The following is a 26261-nucleotide window of genomic DNA, read 5'->3' as shown; positions in this document are numbered from 1 at the left end:
ATAATATTAGTAAGTGTTATTTAGGAAAATAGATAATAATGCTAACTGCTCCAGTTCTTGCCAATGTTACACCAGCTTATTCTCTAGAAGATTGGCTACATAATGCCCCTGAGGGGACAGAGTGGGTAAATGGAGAATTATTGGATAAAAATGGCGTGACACTCAAACATAGTCGAATTCAGGGTAATCTCTACTTTTACTGGAGAAATTACAAAGATTCTAGCGGACAAGGGGGAGAAGTATATACAGAAGTTCCCTGTCGCACTAGCCAGCAAGGACGGCGTCCAGATGTTGCTTATCTCACACCAGAATTAGTTCAGCAATTTGGTGAACTTGCTGTTCTACCCCAAAGTTTCCCACTCATAGCTGAAATTATTTCCCCTACAGATATTGCTGAAGAGATAATTGCTAAATCTCAAGAATATTTGCAGTCTGGAGGTGAGGAAGTCTGGTTAGTATTTCCGGAAAATCGTTGGATTATTGTGATTACAAAAAATCACCGCCTGGTGTTTATTTCTGGTGAGGTTGTTAGCACTCAAACTGTACTCCCATGTTTTAATATATCAGTCGATGAATTGTTAGCTTGAAATATTAGATTAACGAAAACCAAAAATTTCTGATATTGCTTGGGCAAGATCAAGATATAAGTTACCTTTCACTGCCCGAAATAACTCAAATTTAGAGTCTGGTGCCCCAAAAAACGGTCTCAGAAACCATCCTAATTGCATCCCAACAAAGGCATAAAGAAATAACCAGGATCTTAAAATAGTGGTTCTAGTTTTTTTTCCTACTTCATCTTGTTGTGAAAGTAACTGCATTCCTTCATAAAGGAACTTCACACCAAAAATGCCAGTAATGCCAAAAATTAAGACATTCAATAGTTTGAAGAATTGATAAGAATCGGGGGCTGTGATCATAAAGAACAGCGTCACTGGTGCCAAGCTGAATAACAGCACGCTAATCACTGATACTGCTGTGAGTAAGATGACAAAATGCTGTTGAATACTGCTGCGAGAACCAAATAAAACATTAAAAAAGAACAATGTAGGAAAGCAAATAATCAACGTTAATAAGTAGAATGCTGGAAGTTTAATTGCACCAGATAATGCTTGATGTGGACTGTGAGATGCACCGATAATTGCCCCATAAATAGCGAAAAATATGGAGCTAGTAACGAACAGAGCACTTATCTTACTTTGTAATCTTACGCCCTGACTAATTTCTTCTAAAAAAGTCTGGCGATCTCGTAGTAAACTAAGCAAAACGCCAAACTGTTGAATTCTGTAAGATTGTTTTTCTAACATATAATAGATTTTGAATTTTTTTAGCTGTGAAAAAGTTCGTAGTAAGGACTTTAGTCCTTTCCATCCTTGAATTATGAGGGATGAATCCCTCACTACAAACATAATTACATCTGACAAATTAACGAAATCCTAAGAGATAACCAAGGGATTGAAAAACGCTTAGATAAAAATTCCCTTCTCTTTCGCGAAACAGTTGAAAGACAGAATCAGGTGTACCGAAAAAAGGTCTGAGAGTCCATCCCAACTGACTACCGACAAAAGCATAAAGGAATAGCCAAGATTGTAAAATTTTCTGGCGGGTTTTGCTACCTTCGTTGTCTTGTTCTAAAACTAAACTGGTAGCATTATATAAGGAAGAGATGCCGATAAATCCAGTTAAGGCAAAGATAATTACATTTAACAGAATTAAAAATTGGTAATTCTTGGTGGTAATTAAGAAAAATAGTGTGATTGGTGCAAAGCTAAATAACAGCACGCTGGTGACTGAAACCGCAGTTAACACTAATGCAAAATGCTGTCCAAAAGTGCGCTTGGAACCAAAGATAATATTAGCAAAGAACAATGTGGGTAGGCATATCAGTAATGTGATTAAATACAGTGCTGGTAATTTTACGGCGGAAGATAAAGCTTGCATCCAGCCATGGTACGCACCAATGATTCCGCCATACATAGCAATAAATAGGGAACTGCAAACTAGGAGAGAAATGATTTTACTGGGTAATCTGACACCTTCGCGAATTTCTTCAAGAAATATTTGGCGATCGCGCAATAAGCCAAGCAGTACAGGGAAATATTTTATACTTGTCGTTTTCCGTTCAATCATCCTCTCCTCACACACATATTATTCAAGTTTTGTCAATTATTTATCAGCATAATCTGCACCAGAACCATATTTCCAGCCATCAACCAAACGATGCCAATAATATTGTTGTCCGCGTGGCTGAAGCTTCACCCATGTTTCTAACATTGGACTCAAGGAAAATAAGGCAGTATAAACACTTAAATTTCCGTAATGCACCAGCCAATCGAGCAAGTTTCCTAAACCAACTTGGGGAATGATTTTGGCAACTAACCCTGGATGGGATAAACCAGTTTTTAACAATGTTTGCGTCAGTGCTGAAAACTGGACGATATCTTGTAAAAATGGCTTGAGTACTGGTGTACCTAGCTGTTGCATTTCCTGAAACACCGCTGAGAGGAGTTGGTTAATTTGCTCTGGTGCAATATTTTGATTCACTCCCACACTCATCGCTTTTTGAAACAACCAAGTGACACTCAAGCTTGGCTGATATGGTTGCAGCATTGCTAACGCCTTGGCAGATAATTGCTCGGTTTGCAGTGCTTCTTCAATTCCTAATGTTAACCGTTGCAAGTGACGCACCATTGCACCAAAACCACCAAAACTCAAGGGAGATTGACTACCGCTGCTGTCTCCGGCTGGGAGAATGCGATTCCACGGGGTTTTGAGGGGACTTTGGCGATAGGTGGGAAAGAAACCAAACAATGCTCGTTGAAACTGAAGTTGGCTCAATTCCACACCTTGATATTCTGGTAAGAGGCGCAGATATTCGTCAAACAGATTTTCTAAAGTCAAGCGTTGCGGGTGTGCATCCATGTAGGTAAACATATAAGTGGTTCTACCATCCCTAGCTGGGAAGGCTTCCCAAAAGTATTGGCATTGATTCTGCAAGGATGTGAATGATAATAACAAGTCGCCTGTGGGATTTTCCGGAAAACCTTGAGCGCAAGTTCCCACAACCAAGCAAAGTGCATCTGGTTTTTTACCTTGACGCGCTTGTTTGCTGATGGGTGAAAGATGTCCCATGGCATCGATTAACAATTTAGCGGTGAATTGGTTGTTGAGCATCACCCCATTTGGATGAATTACTGCTGCGGTAAAAGGTGTGTTTTCAAATAATTTTCCCCCGGCTGCGAGGAATTTTGTTTTTAAGGTTGCTAGTAGATAAACTGGATCTATGCCGATGTTGAGGACATCTTCTACCCAAACTTGGGTTCCACCTTGAAAGCTGACTCGCGCCGGGTTATATTGAGTGGCGATCGCACTTTTCAATTCTTTTTCTGTCAGCAAGTCCAACTCCACAAAGACTTCTAGCTCTTTACGAGAGATATTCCACTCTTGCTCTCTCCCCCGCAAAAATCCCCGCTCTATTAATGCTACACGCAAACCCCGCACTGCTAAGGCGCTAGCGATTAAAATGCCTAAAGTGCCACCGCAGACAATTACATCCCAGTCTACAGCGCCTAAAGGTTGGGAATCTTCTTGAACTACTGTGGGGATGGGGGAATTGTCTGTTCTTAGGGATGCTAAAATGCGATCGCTTTGCCGCAACCCTCCCAGCACATCGCCAGGTAGTTGTCCAAGTATCTCTTCAGTTAGGGACATAAAATTGAATTCCAGCCGAGTTACCAATATTGTAAATATACCCAGCGATGATCAATCATAGATTGTGGCAATGTGGATATAGCGCAGCACAATAAGTTTAATTACAGGAAATGCTCATGAACCGCTCAAAAATAGTTGCCTATATTACAGGTGCGATTTCGATACTTTTAGCGATCGCATATCTAATCATCGTCCAAATCCTCGACTACCGGGACATGAAACCCGCACCCATCAGCCAACTTAACCCACCATCAGCCGTCATTGCTGTTGGCTATTCAACTAATCAGCAGCTTGACAAAATTCTTAACATGTGAACGAACATCCTCAGATCCCCGACTTCTCTAAGAAGTCGGGGATCTAATCATTTAGTCGTGAAGTAATAAATTAGAAAATCACGCCCCAATATCAGGAGGAAAAATGAATCTCAAATTAATTCCCAGTGGGCTTGTACTATTTCGCTTTTTGATTTCTCCCTTTCTCCTTTGGGATGCCCTTGATGGCAAAACCAGTATTTGGTTTATTGTTGGTTTCGTAGCAGCCTTCCTCTCAGATATCTTTGATGGCATTATTGCCAGACGATTAGGTGTTAGCACTGCCCAGCTACGACAAGCTGATAGTTGGGCTGATGTCTGCCTTTTTAGCAGCATATTTGTGAGTGCATGGCTGGTATATCAAAGCGTTTTAATTACTTATTCACTACCCTTACTAATGGTTGTTTTTGCTCAGTTAATTTGGTGGATAGTGAACCTAGTCAAATACGGCAAACCCGCCAGCTACCACACCTACTCAGCAAAATTTTGGGGAATCACTCTTTTTATTGCCATTGTTGCCCTTTTCGGCTTTGATTATACAGGAATTATCTTATGGTTAACCTGCATTGTCGGCTTCATCCACAGCCTAGAAGAAATAGCCATGACATTAATACTGCCAGCGTGGACACATGACGTTTTAAGCATTTTTCACGCCCTGAAAATCCGACAGAATTTGCAATTAGAAACTTTATCTGAATTGTGAAGCACATAGCATTAGTAAACTTATACCAAATTGATATGAAGTTGCATAGAATAAGATATGAAAAAGAATTAACCGCAGATAAACGCAGATAAAGATGGATAATTAAATTGATTTCATCATTCTGTGCAACCTCACATAAAATTGGTATTACTTACTAAAATCCTGAAACATCCCAAACATACAAGTATAATCATAATATATTTGATTACCTTGATAAATTGTTGTCTCCTGTCCCCCCCCTTTGTAAGGGGGGTTAGGGGGGATCTTCACCTATGTCCACAAACAGATAGCTGCGAGACATTATTTACTTGCATCAGTGATTAAGTCCCATCATTTTTCAGCAATTTTGCCAGCTTCCAAGACTGTTTTCAGTTGGGAAGCAGCAGATTTTATTCAGGTTTTAAAAAATGCTTCCCAGACGGCCGGACTGACTGTTGTCGGTGAACTTGCTTTTGCATTCCAACCACAGGGAGTTTCAGCAGTTGTCTTACTAGCAGAATCGCATATAGCATTACACTTTTGGCCAGAAGAAGCAAAAGTCACAATCGATATTCATATATGTGACTACCAAAAAGATAATCTCGAAAAGGCTAAAATTCTCACTGAGATACTGACAAAGCAAATCAGCCAGTTTGATGTAGATTGGCAATATTTATTTATAATTGGTTAAATTAACTAACTCAATACCAAAAAATAAATTATCCAGTAATCATAGACTTGTAGGGACGCAGTATTGCTGTGTCCCTACCGATTGGATATTTTTTTGATTGGAAGTCCCTAACTCAATACTTTTAAAAACACCAAGCAATTAGAAATGAAGCGGAGATATAGGCGAAAGCTTCAATTAAACCAGCACCGACATTTGGAATATCTTGATTAACTATTTCGTCAGAAATTTTCACACCTGGCACTAAAATTAAATCTGCTAAAAAGCGAATTGCTATCAGTGAACCTAAGCAAAATAATAGTACTAACCCATATTGGCTAAAACTGACAATCCAGTTTTCAAATTCAGCAGAAAATGCCACCCGCACAATATTACCAGCAGCAACGAGTAAACCGGCTAAAGCTACACCAGCGGCTGGATTATTGCGTTTTTCAATTTCTGCAAACACATTGTATTTAGCAACGCGGGGATAAACAAAACTCACCACAACAAGCACACCTAAACCAATTAACCAACTCACCAAAGCCACCAACCAACCACCGCTTTCACCCGCCAAAGCCGCATTTAAAATCAATCCGTTGGCGATGTGGTTTCCTGCTTCCACTGTAGCTGCACCGATATTTCTGTCTTGAATGATTTCTCGTTCACAATTAAAGTGGCGGAGAATTAATTTATCTCCAACCCATGCACCAGCCAACATTAAAAAAATTACCATCACGCCGTAGTTGGCTAAACTCAGGGCTTTATCCGGCAAATTGACTGTAGTTTGCCCCAAAACCCCACCCAGAGCCATGACAATACCAAAATAATAACCTACAAGTGCGATCGCCACAGCGGGGTTATCCTTAACGAACAGTTCTAGGTTTAACTCCATCCGCCGCCGAAACAGCTTTTGATAAGCTAACTGTCCTAGCCAAAACAAGCTAAAACCCATCGCTAACTCTAGTATAATTACTCCTGATTGAGTGAGTGCATTTATTAATAATTCGTTCATTTACTACCCCCTGCTTAGTTTTTGGAATAAGCTAATTAACGTATCAGCTAACTGGTCATAAAAGAAGTAATCATGAGCACCTATAGTCGTGATAGGCTGACCACCAAACTGATCTTTAAATTGGGAAAACTTGGCATAAGCATGATTGGGAGTACGGTTAAAACCATAGAAATCATAAAACTGACAACCACGAGTTTTTGCCCTTTGCATCGCTTCCCAATGTAAGCTATAGTTTGCCATCACTTCTGGGTGTGCAGCACTCCGTCCTCCATATAAATAAGTAGCCATATTACCGCAATAAATTACTAGAATTGCTGCTAGTATTTCTCCTTGCCAAGTAGCTAAACCAATTTCTGCCATGTTAGCGGCAAATAAGGTTTGACAAAGATTAATGAAAAAGCCGTAAGGTTCACCAAAAAATTGCTGACGCTGCACTGTTTCCCAAAACAAATCATAAAATAAAGAAATTGCTTGGGAATCATTTCTAAATTCGGTTTTTACGTCATAGCGTTGAGATAGCCGGATATTGTAGCGTCCTTTTGGCTTCATCTCTGCTAATATTTTACTGGCATTTGAACGTAAATCAACTAATAAAGTTTCGGATGGTAATAAATCAGCAGGTGCGCGAACAAAGCCTCGGAGATAATCAGGTTTCTCTCTCCATAGTGGTTCGATACGAAAGGCGATCGCACCTTGTTTCTGTGCCAAATTCTCTGCTTGTTCTAACAACAACAGCATTCCTTTGTCAGGGCAGCTTTCTGGTAAGATAGGGCCACCGGGTGCAATTAATAAATTTGCTTTATTTGTATGGGGATATAAATAATATATACATCCGCCGACTAATTTTGTATTTAAAAATAAACCATAGCGAAAGGTTTTATATCCTTCTAATTCTTTAAAATCTGCCCAAGGACAAGTTTGCATAAAGCAACCATCTGGAACTGTTTTTACTAATAAATCCCATTCTTGGTTCTCGGCTATATTGAATTCTCTAATTGTTAATACCATTTTTTCTAAAGTTATATGTTGAAGTCCCCCAACCCCCCTTAAAAAGGGGGGCTTAATTTCTCCACCCCCGGAAGGGGGTCGCCATAGGCGGGGGGATCTGATCTGTGAGGCAACATTTATTCATCTTTGGGTTTTGCTAATAGGGAAGCTAACCAAAATCCGCCAATTACAACCATCATAAAACCCAGAAATTTACCATCAGAACTACTATCATCATCAACATAACCGCTACTGCTAGAATATGAACCTTTGGCAAATACGGAATCTGGTGATACTAAGTTTGCCATTAACAGCGTCACTGATAGCAGCGTGATAAATTCAGCTATTTTAGGAGGCAGCTTTGGTAATGGTTGATTGGAGTTAATTTTATCAGCTAAATTTTTCAATTCGCTGGCAATTTGTGGCGGTAGTTCTTGTGCCCTGGCTAATAGACTATTTAATAAGCGCTTGCCGTCTATTTCTGCTAATAATTCTTTCAGATGTGCTAACCACGCTGATGTCATTTGGGGACTATGATAGTGATGGCGTGATGGTAACAATCGATTGATATCTGGTGAATTTACCTGTGAGTCTGGGGACTCATAGATATTTTCTAACCAAAATTTGGCTACTGACTCTAAATCTAGAAAATCACTATTTCCGATTTCTGCTGTTGTGGTTTCTGCTAAATCCAAAAAGTTAATATAATCGCCAGATTTTAAAGCTAAATTCTCTAGGTTTGCTGGATAATTTAGCAGGTAATACAATAACTGAGGACTTTCTATTGTGTGAATGGTGACGCTGTGACGAAAGTTAGCGATCGCTTGATCAAAGACAAACGCCTGTAGTAACTGGCTATGGTTTAAGTAATGTAAATTACTAAATATAATTATTGTCTCTATTTCTTCTCTGGTAATCACCTGTGATGATGCCAAAAAGAAGCCCCAATTGCCGTAACCATGCCACCTAAAAGAGGGAATATCTAGCTGTAAAGGCTTCGCTGTCAAATCGGCTGCTAGTATTGTTTGATACAAGCTCCAAAAAGCTGCTGTTTTCTTTTCTGGAGAAACGCCATTAGTGCAGATTATTCCAGATGGCATCAAGACGCGATTGATTGATTGAAACCATTCTCGACTATATATTTCTGTTTCTTCTGAAGAGTTAGGATAGGTAAAATCACAAATTACAACGTGATAATGGTTGTCTGGTAATTGCGAAACAAATTGAAAAGCTTCTTGAGTGTAGACGGTGACATTTTCTCTTTCTAAGCTGCCTAAGTTATAAGGCTTAAATACGGTTTTGCCTAGTTCTAAAACTTCTGGGTTGTAATCGACTAAATCAATCTTTTTAACTTGCTCAAATCGCAATACATCACGCACCGCTAAACCATCACCGCCGCCACAAATTAGGACGTGCAAAGCTGTTTTTGGGAATCTCTGTATTGCTAAAGATATTGCAGGAATTACCAAATATTCATGATAAATTGCCTCATCGGCAGTATCAAACTGTAAATCTCCATTGATATAAAAGGCGATACTATCATCATGCTGTTCAATAAATAATGAAGTAGGCATTGGCAACTTATCCAAATATCATCAGCCAAATTCCAATAATTAACGTGAGAGATGCTAAGATAAGCTGAATAATCTTGCCTGGATTAATAGCATTTATTCCCCGCTTTATCTCTATCTCTTTCTGAATTTGGGAAAATTCTTCAGGTTGCACTACCTTGGTTGAATAAATATCTAGTTGACCATCAGCAAAAGCTTCTATTGCTAAATTTATCTGATGGTCTTGATCCCAATAATCCCAAGTAATGCGAGATCTTGTTTCCCCTTCTGCCTGATAGGTTCCCTGAGTTTGAGACTCAAAATAATAGGATTTGTAAAAAAGTTTTAATTCTGGATATGGTTCTGTTTTTGGCATATCTTGCCAAAGTTTGGGTGCTATATTTTCCGGTGAATCTGGCAAGAATAGGCTAACATTTGGCAATTCCTGAGCAAGATACCAATTTACAGTGTTTAGCGCCTGGTTGGGGTCAAATTCTCGTAACAAGTAATATTCTGATCCACCGCGCGATTTCAACAACCACTCGTCAGTTTCATAACCTTGGGGGTCTTGATATCTGCTGTAATCTTCTATATCCCAATCGACACCGTGATACCTGACGCGATCGCCTGGACGCAACTCCTGAAGTTGATTTTGAGTAACAATTGTGGGCATAAAAGCTCAAATCTCGGCAACTGTAATTTACACAACAGAGTTGAGAGATTCATTACCATATCATTCACTCTGGCTCATCTGCCAACAATTTTTAAATGACTTTACACAATAAGACTCAACGGCGACCTTTGAAGGGGTTGATGTACAATTCATCTTGGCATTCCACGCCGACTTCAAATTTACAATCTGAACGAGGATAGGCGATGCACAGCAAAACGTAACCTGTCGCTTCTTGTGTGGGTTTAAGTGCAGTTGCTTCAGACTGATCAACTTTCCCCTCAATCAGTCTGGCTGCACAGGTAATACAGGCACCGTATCGACAACCAACAGGCAAACGTAAGCCAGCAGCTTCGACAGCATCTAAAATATATTCATTTTCCGCCACTTCTACCACAAAGTTGCGGCGATTGACCAATTCTACCCGATAGGTTTTCATTTATTTAGTGTAGAGACGTTGCATGCAACGTCTTTACAGTCCTAAATTTATCTAAATCTGCAAAAATGCAGTAGTCTCTTTCAAATACCCCGCCGCCACAGAATCCTCAATCAGTTGCAAAACAAACGGCCAAAGTTCTGGCGCACCTTTTTCTACTGGTGCCACTCGTTTCATTGCCTGATCCCGCGTAATTCCATATATCAGCCAAGTCCCACCATTATTTTGCTGATTGTGCAGCAACGGCTGTATTCTATCTAGGGCGGCGGCAAATTTGGCTGCGGGTGTCTCAGAGGCTTCAAACTCTTCCCAAAGTGAACGTAATTCTTCGGCTTGATTTCCTGGCAAAAGTCCGAATACACGAATTGCTGCTTGTGCCTCTAACTCTGTCTTGTTTTGATTAGCCTGGACATCGTAGCAGAAAATGTCGCCCACATCGATTTCTACCAAGTCGTGAATCAGCAGCATTTTGATGACATGTGATATGTCTACCCCATCTGGGGCATATTCCGCTAATGCGATCGCCATTACCGCCAAATGCCAGGAGTGTTCTGCACTGTTTTCTCGCCGTGAACCACCAATAAGGGACGTTTGGCGCAGCACCTGTTTGAGGCGGTCAATTTCGATGATGAACTGAATTTGTGGCGTCAGTCTGTTAATTGTCACTTCTGAAACTCTCCCATTAAAAAGCGCCTGGGAGTGTTGCCGTGTTTCCACCCCAAGCGCTTTCTAAATTCAACATTGCTCCTCACACACAACTATACGTTATCACTGATTCAATTAATCAGCAAGTATATTGAGTGACACTTTCACAACTGGACAAAATAATGCATTTTTTGGAGCCAAAATAAAAAGCGCCTGGGAGTGTTGCCGTGTTTCCACCCCAAGCGCTTTCTATATCTAACATTGCTCCTCACACACGACTATACGTTATCACTGATTTAATTAATCAGCAAGTATATTGAGTGACACTTTGACAACTGCACTAGATTACTTACTAGAATTACCTGATTTAGTGTAAGAAGTGACGCACACCTGTAAACACCATAACTAAACCCAGTTCGTTAGCGGCTTTGATCACAACTTGATCCCGCACACTTCCTCCTGGTTGGACAATGGCGGTAATTCCTGCTGCTGCTGCGGTTCTGACTGAATCATCAAAGGGAAAAAATCCATCACTGGCGAGTGCGGCGTTTTTGGCTTTTTCCCCAGCTTGTTCTAGGGCAATTTTGACTGAGCCAACGCGGTTCATTTGACCAGCACCTACTCCTAGGGTAGCGCGATCGCCACTCACGACAATGGCATTTGATTTAACGTGTTTGCAAACTTTCCAGGCAAATAGCAATTCTGTTAACTCGCTTGCGGTGGGTTGGCGTTCGGTGACAACTTGCCATTGACTCACATCAGCAATGATGTCATCGGCAGCTTGGATCAGAAAACCACCTGCGATCGCTTTGACAGTTTCTTTGGGTCCACTATGCAAATCTGGTAAAATCAACAGGCGGACATTCGCTTTAGCTGCCAGAATTTCTTGTGCATCTGGTTCACAACCCGGTGCGACAACGCATTCTAAAAAAGTTTTGGTTAACTCCCTGGCGGTATCAGCATCAATTGGACGGTTGAGGGCGACAATACCACCAAAGGCAGAAGTCGAGTCAGCGTTGAAAGCTTTTTGGTAAGCATCATAAATTGTGCTACCTTCAGCGGTGCCACAGGGATTAGTATGTTTGATGATTGTGGCTGCGGGGCTATCGGTGAATTCAGAAATTATCCGCCGTGCTGCTTCTAAATCAACTAAGTTGTTGTAACTGAGTTCTTTGCCTTGCAGTTTGGTTGCAGCGGCCCATCCTGTTGGGGTAGTTTCAGTTTGATACCATCCAGCGCTTTGGTGGGGGTTTTCGCCATAGCGTAGAGATTGCAGCTTTTGTCCAGAGAGGTTGTATTGTTGGGGTAGGGGCGCAGTTTCTTGTGCTCCTATAGCCTCTGTGAGGTAAGATGCGATCGCTTGATCATAGCTGCCAGTGTGTAAAAATCCTTTTAAAGCGCACCTTTGGCGAAACTCTAAAGTTGGTTTCCCAGCATGATCGCGCAATTCTTGCAAGTACTCGGCATATTGAGATGGTTCACACAAGACAGTGAGATGAGCAAAGTTTTTTGATGATGCCCTCAACATTGCCGGGCCACCGATATCAATTTGCTCAATCGCCTCAGATAATGTTACCCCTGGTTTAGCGATCGCTTCCACAAATGGATAAAGATTCACCACCACCAAATCAATCGGACGAATTTGGTTATTTTCTAAATCTGTCAAATCTTGTGCCACATCCCGCTGTGCTAAAATTCCCCCATGAATCCGGGGATGGAGAGTTTTGACACGACCGCCTAAAATTTCCGGCGAACCTGTGTAATCAGAAACCTTAGTAACGGGTATTCCGGCATCTTTCAGAGTTTTGGCTGTTCCCCCACTGCTGATGATATCAAAGCCAAATTCTTCAACCAAGCTACGGGCTAAGTCAATTACACCAGTTTTGTTAGATACACTCAGCAGGGCTAGACGCGCCATAATTCCCCAGATTCCTTAAAATTGAGAGCAGAAGATCATTTTACCGAAAGGGTGGGGAGTTATAGATCAATTCTGGGGTTGAGGCGGCAAATCAAAATTCACGTCTTCATACAGTTGCGTCATCGTCCCTTCAAAGTTAATGCTGTGCAGTTGAAAAAATGTTTGTTCCCCTACATAAGACTGTAAAACCCACAGCCCTTGATCATTACGACGGAAGCATTCAACCCTTTGTTTTTTAGTATTAATTAACACATATTCTTGTAAACTCTCCAGAGTTTGATAATCGGCGAATTTGTCCCCTCTATCAAAACCTTCGGTAGAGTTAGATAACACTTCAATTATTAAACAAGGAAATTTTTTATACCCAGCCGTTTCTTGGTCGCGTTGGTCGCAAGTCACCATCACATCAGGATAATAGAATCTATTTAGAGATTCTATTCTTGCTTTCATATCAGAAATATATACGCGACAGCCAGAACCACGCACATGATTACGCAGCAATGCAAACAGGTTTCCAGCGATCGTCACATGAGCTTCAAGTGCCCCAGCCATTGCGTAGATGTACCCATCAATATATTCATGTTTGATGGGGCTGTTTTCTTCCAGTTCTAAGTATTCTTCTGGGGTAATGTAAATTTCAGGGGAAGCAACCATATTCAAAACCTCGTTTCAATCCCTAATAGGGATTTGGGGGAATTGTAACTGAGGGGGTAAGATGACCTCTATCATATCCTGAAGCACTATAGTTTCAATCCCTAATAGGGATTTGGGTAAAAACGGAGAATCTTGATCTATCGCGGACCTCCTCAACTTGGTGTCGGACAGATGAACTACCCCATCTTACTTCGTTGAAGATGGGGTTTCTGCATACCCATCAGTAAGTTGAGATTTTTGACGTTTCATACGACCTAGTTGCTTCATGCTTCCAGCATTCTTGCGTTTGTTGGTGTTTGAAGTAGAGCTAGAATCATCTACGTCTACGAGGCTAGTTCCTAACCCCGGCAATTTATTATTCAGGCAAAGCAACATGACTTCTGCTGATGCGATATCGCGCTGTTGAGTATATCCGCAGTTTTGGCAAACATGAATTCTTTCGGCTAAACTCTTCTTTTCTTGATATCCACATTGAGGACAAGTTTGAGATGGTCTTACCTTCCTAGTAGGAACTTCTACAAATACACCGCCAACATCATCTAATTTGGCTTTTAGTGTATCTCGAATCATCCCCATGCCCACATCAAGAATTGATTTATTTAGCCCGGCTTTTTGTTTTTTGCGTTGGACTTTTTTGGCTTTGGAGGTCATGTTCTTAACTTCTAGCTTTTCAGTGACTACCGTGCTGTTACCGCTAATAATCCGTGCAGTCTCTTGATGTACCCAATTTTGACGTTGGTTAGCAACTTTTCTATGAAGTTTACTAATCTGCTTCTGGGCTTTCTTCCATCTTCTAGAAGCCTTAATCTTTTTCTGGAAACTAGGTGAACGCTTGCGACGTTTAATTTTACTCAAACGTTTGTTTTCTTGTTCGGCTATCCGGAAAAATCGAGGTGCAGGAACTAAGCCATTTTCCTCGCCATTACTCCAAGCAATCGCATCATTACATCCTAAATCAATAGCAATAATTCCCGAAGCGGTTTGTCGGCTATTTTTTAGCAAATTTTCATCAACTTCTAATGTAATGGAAGCATACCATTTACCGTTACGATAAACAATATCTAGAGTTTTGGGCTGTCCCCAAAGCCTAGCTTTACCACGCATTTGAATTTGACCAATCTTGGATAATTCTAAATAACCGTTATCGCCCGTACTGTGTAATTTCCATCCAGTAAATGATGGGTAAGTCCAACCTGAATAATGCCTAATTGATTTGAATCTAGGATACTTTGCTAGTCCCTTAAAAAACCGTTGAAAAGCAAAATCTACTCGCTTTAATGTTGCTTGTAATGCTTGAGAATTTATTTGTTTATATTCTGTCCAAACTTCCTTGAAGTCAGGTAAACAATTTTGTTGTTCAAAGTAGGAAACAGATTTGCCAAACTTCTTGTAAGCAGTAATTCTGTTAGATATTGCTGAGTTATATAAGTCTTTGTGAAGCTGGCGGTGGTAGGACAACATAAGACTTACTTCCTTATTTGGATATAGTCGGAAAGTTGCTCTACGTAACGCCATTAGATTTTTATCTCCTTTGACTTCTTTGGCTTGTAACACTATCCTATATCTAGGCAACTAGATATGTCAAGCAATGAAAAAACCAAAATCACAAACTGAGTGGCAGCAGAGAAATAAAGATAAGGTGAACAAATATGGTGCTAAATATAGGGAAGGAAAAATTCGTATTGGACTAACTATAGATAATGAACTTGCAGAAAAAATCTTGAAAATAAAACACCCAGAACAAAGTTATGCAGCATGGTTGCGTCAGTTGATAGATGAAAAACTAGCAAACTAATATCTTGTCAAAAACTCAACTGTCCTCAAGACTGTTTCGGCTACGCCAAAAGACACCTTGAGAACGTTTCGCTTTTGACTCGCTTACATCCCCACCCTGTAGAGGGATGGGGAATTACGCGAACTTGTTAAACGCCAGAATAGGGTTCTAGGGCTAAAGTTTTCGTTACTTCAGCCAGGAGAAAGCGATCGCAGAGGTTAAACAGTTCTACCTCGGTAGATGTGTGTCGCATCAGCCGCAGGAAATGACCTTCAGCATCAACACTCAAAGCAATGTAGTTGAGGAACATTTTCAGGTAGCCTACCCGCGCTCGCACTGGTATGGTTGGCGCTGCGGGGGTTTGCCATAAACGCTCAATATAGTTGCGTACCTCTACTAAAGGAACGGGCGTAATCGGCTCTCCTCGCAAAGCCTGGCGAATTTGATTAAAAAGCCAAGGATTCCCAATCGCCCAGCGTCCCACCATCACACCCTGAGCGCCCGTTTGAGAAAGCACTTCAACAGCAGTTGTCGCTGAGTTGATATTGCCATTAGCCAGCACTGGACAATGAACCCGTCTCACCGCTTCCGCAATCAAATCATATTTCACTTCCCCGTGGTACATATCTTTCACCGTGCGACCATGCAAACTCAGTAAATCAATGCTGTGGCGATTGATTATATCTAGAATGGAGTAAAAGTTATCTGTATTTTCAAAGCCTACGCGCATCTTGACGGTTAAAGGGCGATCGCTTACAGCCTGCCGTAGTTCTCCCAAAATCCGCTCCACTTTTTCCGGTTCTCGCAGCAATCCACCCCCAACATTTTTGCGATAGATTCTCGGTGCTGGACAGCCCATGTTCAAGTCTACTCCAGCGATATTATATTTGCAGAGTTCCTTTGCTGTTCTTACTAAATCTGGAATGCTTTCGCCAATCATTTGAGCAAAAACCGGGCGACCTGTGTCGTTTTCGGTGATTGCTGCCAGAATGTTACGATTGAGCCGTGAGGTATCATTCACGCGGAAATACTCGGTGAAGAAGTAGTCAGGACTGCCGTAGTGGGCAATAACCTTCATAAACCAGAGGTTTGTCACATCCTGCATAGGCGCAAGAGCGGTGAGCGGTAGGTCTTTCTGAAGCGATTGGGGTAGCGATACCTGGGACATAGAGATGAAGAGTTGTTTCAATCCCTGATAGGGATTTGGGTGAATTGTAACATCCTAAACTTCAACTTGAATATATCAGATGAAGAGATGTTTCAATCCCTGATAGGGATTTGGGTGAATTGTAACACTCGGCTAGTTTTTGTTTGTTGATGTTTATGTAGTTTCAATCCCTGATAGGGATTTGGGTGAATTGTAACCTGGTTATCTGGAGTGTCTTATTCAGGATGGTGGCAAGTAGTTTCAATCCCTGAGAGGGATTTGGGTGAATTGTAACATCCTGACCGAAGTTTTTGCTGGCGGCACTCAAGTTTCAATCCCTGATAGGGATTTGGGTGAATTGTAACTATTCTGCGCTGGGTGGCGATCGCTATAGATGGTTTCAATCCCTGATAGGGATTTGGGTGAATTGTAACCAGGGAACTATGATAAGTATTCCTCACCCGAAGATGTTTCAATCCCTGATAGGGATTTGGGTGAATTGTAACTTTACTATTATTCCAATTACTAAAAAAATTAGCAAGTTTCAATCCCTGATAGGGATTTGGGTGAATTGTAACCTTTAGATATTTCGCTTCCAGAACCAGTAGCAATGTTTCAATCCCTGATAGGGATTTGGGTGAATTGTAACGTTTGAACAACGTAAACATCGGAGCTATAACTCCAGGGTTTCAATCCCTGATAGGGATTTGGGTGAATTGTAACAGGAGGTAATTTTTAGATTAGCTCCAAATGCCAACCACATCGTTTCAATCCCTGATAGGGATTTGGGTGAATTGTAACATATCAACTAGCCGGAATGGCTGAAGCGTGGGAGGTTTCAATCCCTGATAGGGATTTGGGTGAATTGTAACATCCGCCGTTAAGCGTGGAGTATGAACTAAAGCCGGCTGTTTCAATCCCTGATAGGGATTTGGGTGAATTGTAACGATTTAAAAAGAGTTGTTAGCGATCGCCGTCCCGAGTTTCAATCCCTGATAGGGATTTGGGTGAATTGTAACTGTATTTAGCGTCTCCTATGTAACAGACATTTTCTGTTTCAATCCCTGATAGGGATTTGGGTGAATTGTAACCTGTAGGGATTGCTGATTACTTAGCTAGATTACAGTCAGCTAAGTTTCAATCCCTGATAGGGATTTGGGTGAATTGTAACAAGTGATATAGGTTCAGCTTTTATTAAAGGAGCTGTTTCAATCCCTGATAGGGATTTGGGTGAATTGTAACGGCACATTTCCAAACTGGGATTGTCCAAAAAATCGTTTCAATCCCTGATAGGGATTTGGGTGAATTGTAACGCCCGCTTACGTGCTGCTTTTTGCTTACGCTCCAGTTTCAATCCCTGATAGGGATTTGGGTGAATTGTAACCATCAATGTAGCTAATAGCAGAAATAAACTTGTGAGTTTCAATCCCTGATAGGGATTTGGGTGAATTGTAACCTTGGAATAAAGTTGAGAAGCGAATTGCATCTCAGTTTCAATCCCTGATAGGGATTTGGGTGAATTGTAACCTTCCTCTAGTGCAAATACATTGGGAAGTAACGGTTTCAATCCCTGATAGGGATTTGGGTGAATTGTAACGCTGGCTAGTCCCCGGTAGTTCGGAGTTTATCTTGTTTCAATCCCTGATAGGGATTTGGGTGAATTGTAACCGCTGGCATCTGGAAGGCTTACAGTATTTAGTTTTCAAGGTGCGGTTGCGCGGATCTAGATCGATAGTACCATTCCAGCCGCTGCTTGAAAAGAGGGGTAAGAAAAAAAATCGCCGAAACCCTTTTGTATTAAGCCTTTCAGAGTTTGCGCGGATCGTCATTGATAGTTCAGAGGCTGAAACCCTTGCAGTGATTGAGATAGAAGCATTTTTTTTCACCATCGAATTTCTACACCTACCCATCCGCGCATTTATCGCCCAAAAACCTTGCTAGAAGCGGCTTTCTAATAATCAGTTGAGAAATGTGAAATTTATCCTCATATCCTTGCATAATTTGCATAAAGGTTATCTTTTTCAGCCTTGATTTTCACTAAACGACTCATGACTAAAACTTTAGATTTTATTAAGGTTTCACCACCAACAGGACAAGAACCTGAAGGTTTAATCGTCGCTTTACACGGTTGGGGTGCAAATGCCCAAGATGTGGCGTCTTTATTACCGTATTTTAACTTGCCTAATTATCAGTTTCTGTTTCCCGATGCGCCTTTTCCCCATGCTTATTCTCCTATGGGGAAGGCATGGTATGATTTGCAGTCAGAAAATATGTATCAAGGGTTAACAGAAAGTCGTCAACTACTAACAGATTGGTTGCTATCAGCAGAGAGTAACACTGGTATACCTTTATCGCGGACTATTTTGAGTGGATTTTCTCAAGGCGGCGCTATGACTTTGGATGTAGGATTAAGTTTGCCTCTAGCAGGTATAGTCGTCATGAGTGGATATTTACATCCTGGTGCCGGAACGACAGCTAACGGTAGTTATCCCCCGACTTTAATTATGCATGGTAGACAAGATGAAGTTGTGCCAGTGCAAGCTGCATGGAAGGCAAGGGAAGTAGTAGAGTCTTTAGGAGTGGCGTTAGAGTACCACGAATTTGACATGGGACATGAAATTAGTCCACAAATGTTAGAAGTGCTACGAAATTTCGTTGTGAACGCGATTGGTTAGTGTTCATTACATATATTTTACAAATTTGGCAACAAATCAGTACAATTTTTACGAAATTAATGTCCTCTAATGAGTAAGATATATTGGGAGGTTGCGTAAGGACGCAACTTAATCCAAAGCTGAAGGCGAACGCTGCAAAAGGGAGGGGCAAGCATTATGAAAACTCTAAGCATTTCTAGGAAAGAAATTGCTGCCATGACTGCGGCAGAGGTGGAAGAATTGGCTACACGTCTGGAGCTGGATAATTACAGTAATGCTTTTGAGGGTTTGAATGATTGGCATCTACTGCGAGCGATCGCATTTCAGCGTCCGGAGTTGGTTGAAGACTATATCCATCTCTTAGATTTGGAACCCTACGATGAAGCATAAGGATCTGAGATTTTAGATGACGGTTGATTGGCTAAAATCATAAATTATCGGAACTTGAGCCGAAGATGTCTATGCCATCATCCTTCAATCCAACATCCCAAATCCCAAATCCCAAATTATCAAAACGGGTTTTAATTGCTGTAGGTGGCGGCATCGCCGCCTACAAAGTTTGTGAGTTGGTTTCGACGCTATTTAAAACTGGGGTAGAAGTGCGTGTCATTCTCACTCTTTCTGCCCAAAAATTTATCACCCCTCTAACTTTAGCTACCCTATCTCGTCATCACGCCTACACAGATGATGATTTTTGGCAACCGATTCACTCGCGTCCGTTGCACATTGAATTGGGTGAATGGGCCGATTTATTGGTCATTGCTCCCTTGACTGCGAATACTTTGGCAAAGTTAGCTTGCGGGATGGCTGACAATTTGCTGACAAATACTGTTCTTGCTTCTACAAGTCCAGTGTTGTTGGCACCGGCAATGAATACAGATATGTGGGAACAGTTGGCGGTGCAGCGGAATTGGCGTCAGTTGTTGACAGATGTTCGATATCATGGTATGGGTACAGCATCGGGGTTATTGGCTTGCGATCGCATCGGTGCAGGCAGAATGGCAGAACCCCCAGAGATTTTAACTTATATCCAATCGCTGTTACACACCAACGGAAAGCGGGATTTAACCGGCAAACGAGTGTTGATTAGTGCTGGGGGAACAAGAGAATATTTTGACCCCGTGAGATTTATTGGCAATCCCTCCACAGGTAAAATGGGATTAGCCTTAGCACAAGCGGCACTGCACCGAGGCGCAAGTGTAACTCTGGTGCATGGAATAGCGAGTTGGGATGTACCATTGGGAGTGCAAGCAATTCCCGTGAACACTTCAGAAGAAATGCAGCAGGCAATGTTGGCATATTTCCCCAATGCCGATGTGACTGTGATGTCGGCAGCGGTGGCGGATGTCAAGCCTAGAGATTATAGTACAGAAAAATTGCCCAAGCGATCGCTACCTCAAGCTTTACCTTTAGAACCAGTACCGGATATTGTGGCAGAATTAGCGAAACTCAAACAACCCCATCAGCAGTTAATTGGGTTTGCAGCGCAGACAGGAGATATTGTCACCCCAGCGCGGGAAAAGTTGCAGAGTAAAAAATTAGATGCGATCGTTGCTAATCCGATAGATCAAGCTGATAGTGGTTTTGGCAGTGATCATAATCAAGCGATATTTTTAGATCAGCAAGGACGTCAATTAGCGATCGCACCTTGTACAAAATTAGAAATGTCCCATCAGTTATTTGATTTTATTCAGTCATTACGGTGATTGGACATCTTTACCCGCACCCCTATTTTTTGAGCGTGTTGTGCGGGACTACATTAGCGATTTTGCCCTGACCGAAGCGATCGCAGATGAGGATACAGAAGCAGCATCAGATTAAATTTCCTGCCAATAAATCTCCACCCCAGAAGCTGTATTTATCACGAAAAAGCGCAAGAACGCTCAGAAAAACTTTGCGCTTTTGCACCTTTGCGTGGGGTAATTATCACTCCGTTGTGCAAGGAGGATCTTTGTAATTAATTCCTTATATATATGGATGCATAGATTTCCATAACAAGCCGATTATATCTAGAAAACGGCGAATTTGTCAAGTCCCTGTACCTAATCTCCGGTAAACAGTCTGAAGTCGAGGATTTGCCCTTGGCAACCAGAGAAATAATCAGATTTGCGGCTGATAGCAGCATTGCTACAGAGCTGCATAAGTTGGGCAGACGACAGGCAACGTTATAAATTAATTAATGTAGCTACAAAACCTGACTTGTTCGGGCTTGATCTCAATAGCAAAGGTTTGGAGATGTTTACTTTATCGGAAACTACTATCATCGCAACAATCTTGCTGGTAGCGTTGGGCATTTTGGGTTGGGGCTTTTATCGCGCCAGACCTTTTGGTAAACTGGGAATCTTAGCCTGGTTACAGTCGGTAGTGTTAATGGCTCCTTGGCTGCTGTTTTTTGGATTGTTTGCAGCTGGAATCTACATCAATATTGTGGGTATATTGTTCTTGGTAGTGGTTTCAGCAGGACTGTACATTTTTTTGGGGAGAAAATTACGCGCTGCCGGACAAGATGCCATACTCAGACAGCGGGCGACAGATAAGCTTGCCGCTGATGCCTCATCAAGCGCCAATCCCCCAGAGCCAAGAGTTATCGAGCTGAAACTAGAGGCGCTGGCAATACCCGATGAAGACCTGAGTGCAATTAAAGGTATTTTCGGTATTGATACGTTTTTTGCCACAGAAACGATCGCCTACCAAGAAGGAGTAGTTTTCAAAGGCAATCTGCGGGGAGAAGCCGAGGAGGTTCACAATCGTCTGACTAAGAGTTTGCAGGAACGCCTGGGTGAGAAATATCGCCTGTTCTTAGTAGAAAATACAGAAGCTAAACCTGTGGTGATTATCCTCCCTAGCCGCAGTGATCCCCGACCAATGCTGTTACCGCAAAAAGTTTTTGCTGTTATTTTATTGGTGGCAACACTCGCCACTTGTCTAGAAGCTGCGGGGTTACTGCAAAATTTTGATTTATTTGCCACCCCAGAGCGGTTTAAAGAAACTTTGGCCATAGGCAGTGGGATATTCGCGATTTTGGTAGCTCACGAAATCGGTCATTGGTTACTGGCGCGGAGTCACCAAGTCACCTTGAGTTGGCCTTTCTTTTTACCAGCCGTGCAAATTGGCTCCTTTGGTGCAATTACCCGCTTTGAGTCTCTATTGCCCAACCGCAAGGCATTATTTGATATTGCCTTAGCAGGGCCAGCGGCAGGCGGGATCGTTTCTTTGTTAATGCTGATCACTGGCTTGCTACTTTCCCACCCTGGCAGTTTATTTCAATTGCCAAATCAGTTTTTCCAAGGTTCGATTTTGGTAGGAAGCTTGGCGCGGGTGGTGCTGGGTTCGGCTTTACAGTCTGCTGTGGTGAGTATCCATCCCTTGGTGGTGATTGGTTGGCTAGGATTGATCATCACTGCTTTAAACTTAATGCCCGCAGGACAACTAGATGGTGGGCGCATTGTTCAAGCAATTTATGGACGAAAAACCGCAGGCAGGGCAACGATCGCGACTTTACTGTTGCTAGGGATTGTTTCTCTGGCTAATCCTCTAGCTATGTACTGGCTGATCGTCATTCTGTTATTACAACGGGATCAAGAACGCCCTAGCTTGAATGAAATCACTGAACCCGACGATGCTAGAGCCGCTTTGGGTCTTTTGGCGCTATTTTTGATGATTACCACTCTCTTACCCCTAACTCCTGCCTTGGCTGGACGCTTGGGAATCGGCGGTTAGTCACGGCGCTTGAATTCAAAGTGCAAAATTCAAAACTTGGATTTTTGAGATCTTGCACAGGACGATCAAAATCGCGGTTATACCAATTCCTTATGGGGCTACAGAAACAAAGCCTGCGAAGCCAGGCTAATTATATGCATCTTCATAGAGGATTGGTATTACAGCAGTTTTCATCAATTTAGACCACAGTGTAGAGACGTTGCCTGCAACGTCTCTACAGGTTTTTTAGTTGATGCTGTGTGGTTCATTTACCTGAAAATCTCTGTAATTAAGGTTTCCAGCCTGTGAGTAGATTCGGGTAAGCTGTGGCGGTGGGGAAGATTTTCTGGAAACTCTGCTGACGCGCTAAGGGTTTTTCTTGGCTCATGTTCCAGAGGGTTTCATAGAAAAAGAAGGAGACTCCAGCAAAATTGCGATCGCGCACTTTTTGCACTTGTGTCTGAATCTGTGACATCGGCACTGACCTATTTTTTAACCCGCTCAAAATGCCGATACTCACAGGAATATGACTCCGGGCAGCTTTCACTTCTGGATACTCTAATTCACTGATAAAAACATTCAGATCATTGCGATATATCTGCAAAACTAAATCTTCGATGATTCCCATCCGTTCCCACTTCTGCCAGTCTGCTAAAAAGTACTCATAGGAAAAACGCTGGGGGTTAGGCGCAACGGAAACAAGGCAATCTTTTTTATTAGCCTTGATAGCTGTGAACACCCGCTTCATAAAGTTGGTAATTTTGTTAGCTCTCCAACTTACCCATTCTGGATCTTTCGGGTTCTTGGAAGGCGCTCGACCACGGTGTTCTTTTTGGTAAAGTGCTACTGTGTAAGCATCGTAGCCCAATTCAGATGGTAAACCGAAATGGTCGTCAAACTGAATACCGTCGATATCGTAGTTTTTGACGATTTCCACAATTAAATCTTGGATAAATTGTTGCACATCCGGGCGAAAGGGACTCAGCCAAACCCGCTCATGTGTTCCTTCCTTGACAATCCGCGTACCGTCGCTGCGACTAGTTAGCCATTGGGGGCGATTTTTGGCTAAGAGAGAATCAGCCGGTGCCATAAAGCCAAATTCAAACCAAGGAATCACGGTTAACCCTTTTTTATGTCCCTCTGTGACAATTTCTTTGAGCATATCCCGCCCTTGCAGTCCGGGTGTGGGATCGAGGGATCGCCCAATCACCTTGGCTGCAACTTTACTGGGATAAAGTGTATAACCCCAATTCCAAACAGCCGGATATACGGTATTAAAGTTGAGTTCATCCAAGCGTTGTAAGGACTTCTTGAGGCGATCGCGCTCAAACAACACATCACTATCAATATTTGTTAACCACACCCCCCGCAACTCTGAAGTAGGCGATCGCGCCACGGTAGTTTGAGCATTTAAGGGCAAGGATAGTGTTATGGCAGTTACCATACTCAGGGCAAGCATCCCCAGCATTTTACTTTGACGCACATTCCAGCCAGAAACAAGCTGAAAACACCACACTACAAATCTTTTGATCATTATCCTACGGCGTAGTGAAATTATGGATTATGACTGGGAATACTAAATAGAAGTTGCATCGCCGACTGACATCTATCCATTGGTAGATTTTTTCAGATGATCGCTGCTGACTGCGACTATATCGTTTGAGGTAATTTCATCTCCATTTGACACCAATATCAGAATTTGGGGTAAAATGGGGGGCAACACCCCATACACCTACTCAATTAGACCTTGCGTAGGATTGTATTAGGTTTTACAGAAATAATTTCATTTTTGAGTTACCCGCATAACTTTTTTAAGTCAAAGTTCAGATTGAATAATTCACCGCAAATTGCTTGATAACTTCTTAAAAAGAAAAATGTAGGATTTCTAATGACCAGCTTAAGTGATTCTCAAGACAGCACAGTCAGCACCGCATTAGCCACAAAAAGGCTAGCGAGAGCGATGATGCTCACTGCTGGCGAATTTTCACTAACCTTGGCCTGTTGTAACTCAGTCACAAGTCAACAGCAAATAGTGAATTTGTTAAGAGAATCATCCTCAGCAGATATCAAAGAAATCTTGCTTCCAAGTTCGGCAGAAACACTTTATACCACCATCACTACTTTACTGGGTGATGCTCAACCCGAAGCTTTGATAGTCAGGGGTTTAGAATCTGTGGAAGGAATTAATCAACTGATCATCAGTACCAATCTGATGCGAAATGAGTTTCGGAAGAACTTTAACTTCCCGCTAGTGTTATGGGTAAATGATGAGATTCTGTGCAAGTTAGTCTGGTTAGCACCTGATTTAAAAGACTGGGCTGCTAGCACCATTAGGTTTGATGCACCTAACAATGTATTAATTGACCAAGCACCACTCAGCGCCTAATGCCTGGGGCTGGACTGGATAGTTAAATAATTAAAAATTGAAAATTAAAAATTAAATTCTGGTAAATTCGATTTTAGGTTTTCTCTTCAATCCAAAATCTAAAATTGCCTCTGTCAGCACAGTGAGATTAACTGTGAAATCTCCGGAACAAACAATCGCAACACTGGCGTCTATATTCACATCTGCCTCTTAAAAACTGACATCAAAATATTCGCAACTATTTCAGTTTTGGGAAAATATGCTGTTTGGGAATTCTTGAATCAAGCTGATAATGCCAAGAAGTCCTAATTCATTATGTATTTGCATAAATTTCTCAGCTACATCTGATAAGTTAGCAGGTATTTACATTCAGTAAAAGCAGATTGCATTGCGCCATTTAGCCAAGACTGCTTTTGTTATTAGTTATTAGTACTTTAACTAATCAGCAATGAGCAATCTTACCAAACTCACTAGGAAAAGTTTCATGAAAGGAAATACTACCAGCAATCAAGAGCAATTTGTAACTGCATTGATTTTAACTGCAATTTTGTCTGTTACTAGCGGATTAACACCAATAAGAAGTGTCTTTGCTGCTTCTGCAAATCTGGCGCTAGAAACAACAAATGAAGTTTTAAAAGAGAATACTAAACCCGACAGTATTAAACCTGTACAAATTCCCGCAAATGAGTTACCACCACCTTTAGATCAAGGTATCGTATTTCGGGAAATCGCTAGTGGTGGCATTACTGGCAGAACCTACCAAACTGTTTTACTCAATGATGGGCGCTTGATTCGTGTGCTAATTGGTGATGCTAATGATTCAGAACGTAGCGTCCGCCGCATTTCTTTGCAACAGGTAAAACAGTTTGAAAGATTGCTGGATAAAAAGAACTTTAGTAAATACCAAAATCTGAGTTACCCAGCACCCAGCGGTGCTGCTGATTACATTACTTATACCCTCACCAGCCAAGCAGGTACGTTTCAGTACAATGATATTTCTCAAAATAGCCTGCCAAGGATTTTACAGTCTGTTGTTCAAGCCTGGAAGCAGATAGATACTAGTGCCCAATAACGTTTTGAAATCTGTTCTTGATGATTATTGTCGAAATTTGGGGGTAGGGGAGAAGATTTCCCTTTTCCCCTTTAATCTAACGTGAGTTCAATTCTTCAAATGGCGTCCGCCTAATTAGTGGAATCAATTGACCTCTAAAAGGTTTTACTACGTAAAACCTGTCCCTCTCCGAGTCGGAGAGGGACAGACTTGAACTTTAGTTCAAGGCAGGGAGAGGTTTGTCTAACTCGCGTTAACCCAGGCTTTTAGCAGATAATTTAGTTTAATCTACGGTTTATCTATCGGAATGCTGGTGTATGTCTAGCAT

The 26261-nt window shown here is 41.8% G+C and carries 26 protein-coding genes and 1 CRISPR repeat array; of the genes, 12 read left to right on the top strand and 14 right to left on the bottom strand.

The window, feature by feature from the left end; all coding sequences use genetic code 11:
- Positions 1-38: 38 nt before the first annotated feature.
- Complete coding sequence (locus tag CYLST_RS04595; protein ID WP_015206540.1) at positions 39-587, top strand: Uma2 family endonuclease; 549 nt, start codon at positions 39-41, stop codon at positions 585-587.
- Positions 588-596: 9 nt separating this feature from the next.
- On the opposite strand, the gene CYLST_RS04590 is transcribed toward CYLST_RS04595, so the two are convergent.
- The 3 genes from CYLST_RS04590 to CYLST_RS04580 all read right to left on the bottom strand — a co-directional run bounded on the left by CYLST_RS04590 (position 597) and on the right by CYLST_RS04580 (position 3708).
- Positions 597-1304 carry a hypothetical protein gene (locus CYLST_RS04590; protein ID WP_041232953.1) on the bottom strand — a complete coding sequence of 236 codons (708 nt, stop codon included), beginning with the start codon at positions 1302-1304 and terminating at the stop codon, positions 597-599.
- A 118-nt stretch (positions 1305-1422) separates the two neighbouring features.
- Complete coding sequence (locus tag CYLST_RS04585; RefSeq protein ID WP_015206538.1) at positions 1423-2127, bottom strand: hypothetical protein; 705 nt, start codon at positions 2125-2127, stop codon at positions 1423-1425.
- 36 nt (positions 2128-2163) lie between these two features.
- On the bottom strand, positions 2164-3708 hold the full coding sequence (locus CYLST_RS04580) for an NAD(P)/FAD-dependent oxidoreductase (protein ID WP_015206537.1): 1545 nt from the start codon (positions 3706-3708) through the stop codon (positions 2164-2166).
- A 116-nt stretch (positions 3709-3824) separates the two neighbouring features.
- Between CYLST_RS04580 and CYLST_RS04575 the strand changes: the two genes are divergently transcribed.
- From CYLST_RS04575 to speD, 3 genes are all read left to right on the top strand, one after another.
- Positions 3825-4022, top strand: coding sequence for a hypothetical protein (locus CYLST_RS04575; RefSeq protein ID WP_015206536.1), 198 nt, complete (start codon positions 3825-3827; stop codon positions 4020-4022).
- Between the two features lie 103 nt (positions 4023-4125).
- Complete coding sequence (locus tag CYLST_RS04570) at positions 4126-4722, top strand: CDP-alcohol phosphatidyltransferase family protein (protein ID WP_015206535.1); 597 nt, start codon at positions 4126-4128, stop codon at positions 4720-4722.
- Between the two features lie 346 nt (positions 4723-5068).
- Entirely contained in the window at positions 5069-5392 is a 324-nt protein-coding gene (gene speD, locus CYLST_RS04565; RefSeq protein ID WP_216595231.1) for an S-adenosylmethionine decarboxylase, read from the top strand.
- A gap of 121 nt (positions 5393-5513) precedes the next feature.
- On the opposite strand, the gene CYLST_RS04560 is transcribed toward speD, so the two are convergent.
- The 9 genes from CYLST_RS04560 to CYLST_RS04520 form a co-directional block, all read right to left on the bottom strand.
- A complete protein-coding gene (locus tag CYLST_RS04560; protein ID WP_015206533.1) occupies positions 5514-6383 on the bottom strand; it encodes a DUF350 domain-containing protein in 870 nt (289 codons plus the stop codon).
- Positions 6384-6386: 3 nt separating this feature from the next.
- Positions 6387-7391 (bottom strand): lipid II:glycine glycyltransferase FemX, encoded by a 1005-nt coding sequence (locus CYLST_RS04555; protein WP_015206532.1) that lies wholly within the window; start codon positions 7389-7391, stop codon positions 6387-6389.
- Between the two features lie 116 nt (positions 7392-7507).
- Positions 7508-8944, bottom strand: coding sequence for a spermine/spermidine synthase domain-containing protein (locus CYLST_RS04550; RefSeq protein ID WP_015206531.1), 1437 nt, complete (start codon positions 8942-8944; stop codon positions 7508-7510).
- Positions 8945-8951: 7 nt separating this feature from the next.
- The gene (locus CYLST_RS04545) at positions 8952-9593 is read right to left on the bottom strand and encodes a DUF4178 domain-containing protein (protein ID WP_015206530.1); all 642 of its coding nucleotides are present in this window, start codon (positions 9591-9593) and stop codon (positions 8952-8954) included.
- A 115-nt stretch (positions 9594-9708) separates the two neighbouring features.
- A complete protein-coding gene (locus tag CYLST_RS04540; protein WP_015206529.1) occupies positions 9709-10029 on the bottom strand; it encodes a 2Fe-2S iron-sulfur cluster-binding protein in 321 nt (106 codons plus the stop codon).
- Positions 10030-10080: 51 nt separating this feature from the next.
- Positions 10081-10692, bottom strand: coding sequence for an HD domain-containing protein (locus CYLST_RS04535; RefSeq protein WP_015206528.1), 612 nt, complete (start codon positions 10690-10692; stop codon positions 10081-10083).
- Between the two features lie 346 nt (positions 10693-11038).
- Entirely contained in the window at positions 11039-12589 is a 1551-nt protein-coding gene (gene purH, locus CYLST_RS04530) for a bifunctional phosphoribosylaminoimidazolecarboxamide formyltransferase/IMP cyclohydrolase (RefSeq protein ID WP_015206527.1), read from the bottom strand.
- 66 nt (positions 12590-12655) lie between these two features.
- The gene (locus CYLST_RS04525; RefSeq protein WP_015206526.1) at positions 12656-13243 is read right to left on the bottom strand and encodes a Uma2 family endonuclease; all 588 of its coding nucleotides are present in this window, start codon (positions 13241-13243) and stop codon (positions 12656-12658) included.
- 186 nt (positions 13244-13429) lie between these two features.
- A complete protein-coding gene (locus CYLST_RS04520; RefSeq protein WP_041233429.1) occupies positions 13430-14758 on the bottom strand; it encodes an RNA-guided endonuclease InsQ/TnpB family protein in 1329 nt (442 codons plus the stop codon).
- A gap of 73 nt (positions 14759-14831) precedes the next feature.
- Between CYLST_RS04520 and CYLST_RS04515 the strand changes: the two genes are divergently transcribed.
- Entirely contained in the window at positions 14832-15038 is a 207-nt protein-coding gene (locus tag CYLST_RS04515; RefSeq protein WP_015206524.1) for a hypothetical protein, read from the top strand.
- A gap of 127 nt (positions 15039-15165) precedes the next feature.
- On the opposite strand, the gene CYLST_RS04510 is transcribed toward CYLST_RS04515, so the two are convergent.
- The gene (locus CYLST_RS04510) at positions 15166-16185 is read right to left on the bottom strand and encodes a tRNA dihydrouridine synthase (protein ID WP_015206523.1); all 1020 of its coding nucleotides are present in this window, start codon (positions 16183-16185) and stop codon (positions 15166-15168) included.
- Positions 16186-16199: 14 nt separating this feature from the next.
- A CRISPR array of direct repeats spans positions 16200-17832; the repeat unit is 37 nt; unit sequence GTTTCAATCCCTGATAGGGATTTGGGTGAATTGTAAC.
- Between the two features lie 380 nt (positions 17833-18212).
- On the opposite strand from CYLST_RS04510, the gene CYLST_RS04500 reads away from it, so the two are divergent.
- The 5 genes from CYLST_RS04500 (at position 18213) to CYLST_RS04485 (ending at position 22538) form a co-directional block, all read left to right on the top strand.
- A complete protein-coding gene (locus tag CYLST_RS04500; protein WP_015206522.1) occupies positions 18213-18839 on the top strand; it encodes an alpha/beta hydrolase in 627 nt (208 codons plus the stop codon).
- Between the two features lie 156 nt (positions 18840-18995).
- A complete protein-coding gene (gene isiD, locus CYLST_RS04495; protein WP_015206521.1) occupies positions 18996-19208 on the top strand; it encodes a protein IsiD in 213 nt (70 codons plus the stop codon).
- Positions 19209-19273: 65 nt separating this feature from the next.
- On the top strand, positions 19274-20524 hold the full coding sequence (coaBC, locus tag CYLST_RS04490; protein WP_015206520.1) for a bifunctional phosphopantothenoylcysteine decarboxylase/phosphopantothenate--cysteine ligase CoaBC: 1251 nt from the start codon (positions 19274-19276) through the stop codon (positions 20522-20524).
- Positions 20499-20639 carry an RNaseH domain-containing protein gene (locus tag CYLST_RS34150; RefSeq protein ID WP_157162526.1) on the top strand — a complete coding sequence of 47 codons (141 nt, stop codon included), beginning with the start codon at positions 20499-20501 and terminating at the stop codon, positions 20637-20639. The genes coaBC and CYLST_RS34150 overlap by 26 nt, the downstream gene beginning before the upstream one ends.
- Before the next feature lie 414 nt (positions 20640-21053).
- Complete coding sequence (locus CYLST_RS04485; RefSeq protein ID WP_015206519.1) at positions 21054-22538, top strand: site-2 protease family protein; 1485 nt, start codon at positions 21054-21056, stop codon at positions 22536-22538.
- 268 nt (positions 22539-22806) lie between these two features.
- Here CYLST_RS04485 and CYLST_RS04480 read toward each other — a convergent pair whose 3' ends face one another.
- Positions 22807-23976 carry a glycoside hydrolase family 10-like protein gene (locus CYLST_RS04480; RefSeq protein WP_245587512.1) on the bottom strand — a complete coding sequence of 390 codons (1170 nt, stop codon included), beginning with the start codon at positions 23974-23976 and terminating at the stop codon, positions 22807-22809.
- A gap of 429 nt (positions 23977-24405) precedes the next feature.
- On the opposite strand from CYLST_RS04480, the gene CYLST_RS04475 reads away from it, so the two are divergent.
- Together CYLST_RS04475 and CYLST_RS04470 are read left to right on the top strand one after the other, a co-directional pair.
- Entirely contained in the window at positions 24406-24903 is a 498-nt protein-coding gene (locus CYLST_RS04475; protein WP_015206517.1) for a hypothetical protein, read from the top strand.
- 463 nt (positions 24904-25366) lie between these two features.
- A complete protein-coding gene (locus tag CYLST_RS04470) occupies positions 25367-25954 on the top strand; it encodes a hypothetical protein (protein WP_015206516.1) in 588 nt (195 codons plus the stop codon).
- The last annotated feature ends 307 nt before the right edge of the window (positions 25955-26261 follow it).

The organism is Cylindrospermum stagnale PCC 7417, from assembly GCF_000317535.1.
Taxonomy (GTDB): domain Bacteria; phylum Cyanobacteriota; class Cyanobacteriia; order Cyanobacteriales; family Nostocaceae; genus Cylindrospermum; species Cylindrospermum stagnale.
Note: the sequence above shows the minus strand (reverse complement) of the source record. Positions and strands in the feature narration are given on the sequence as shown.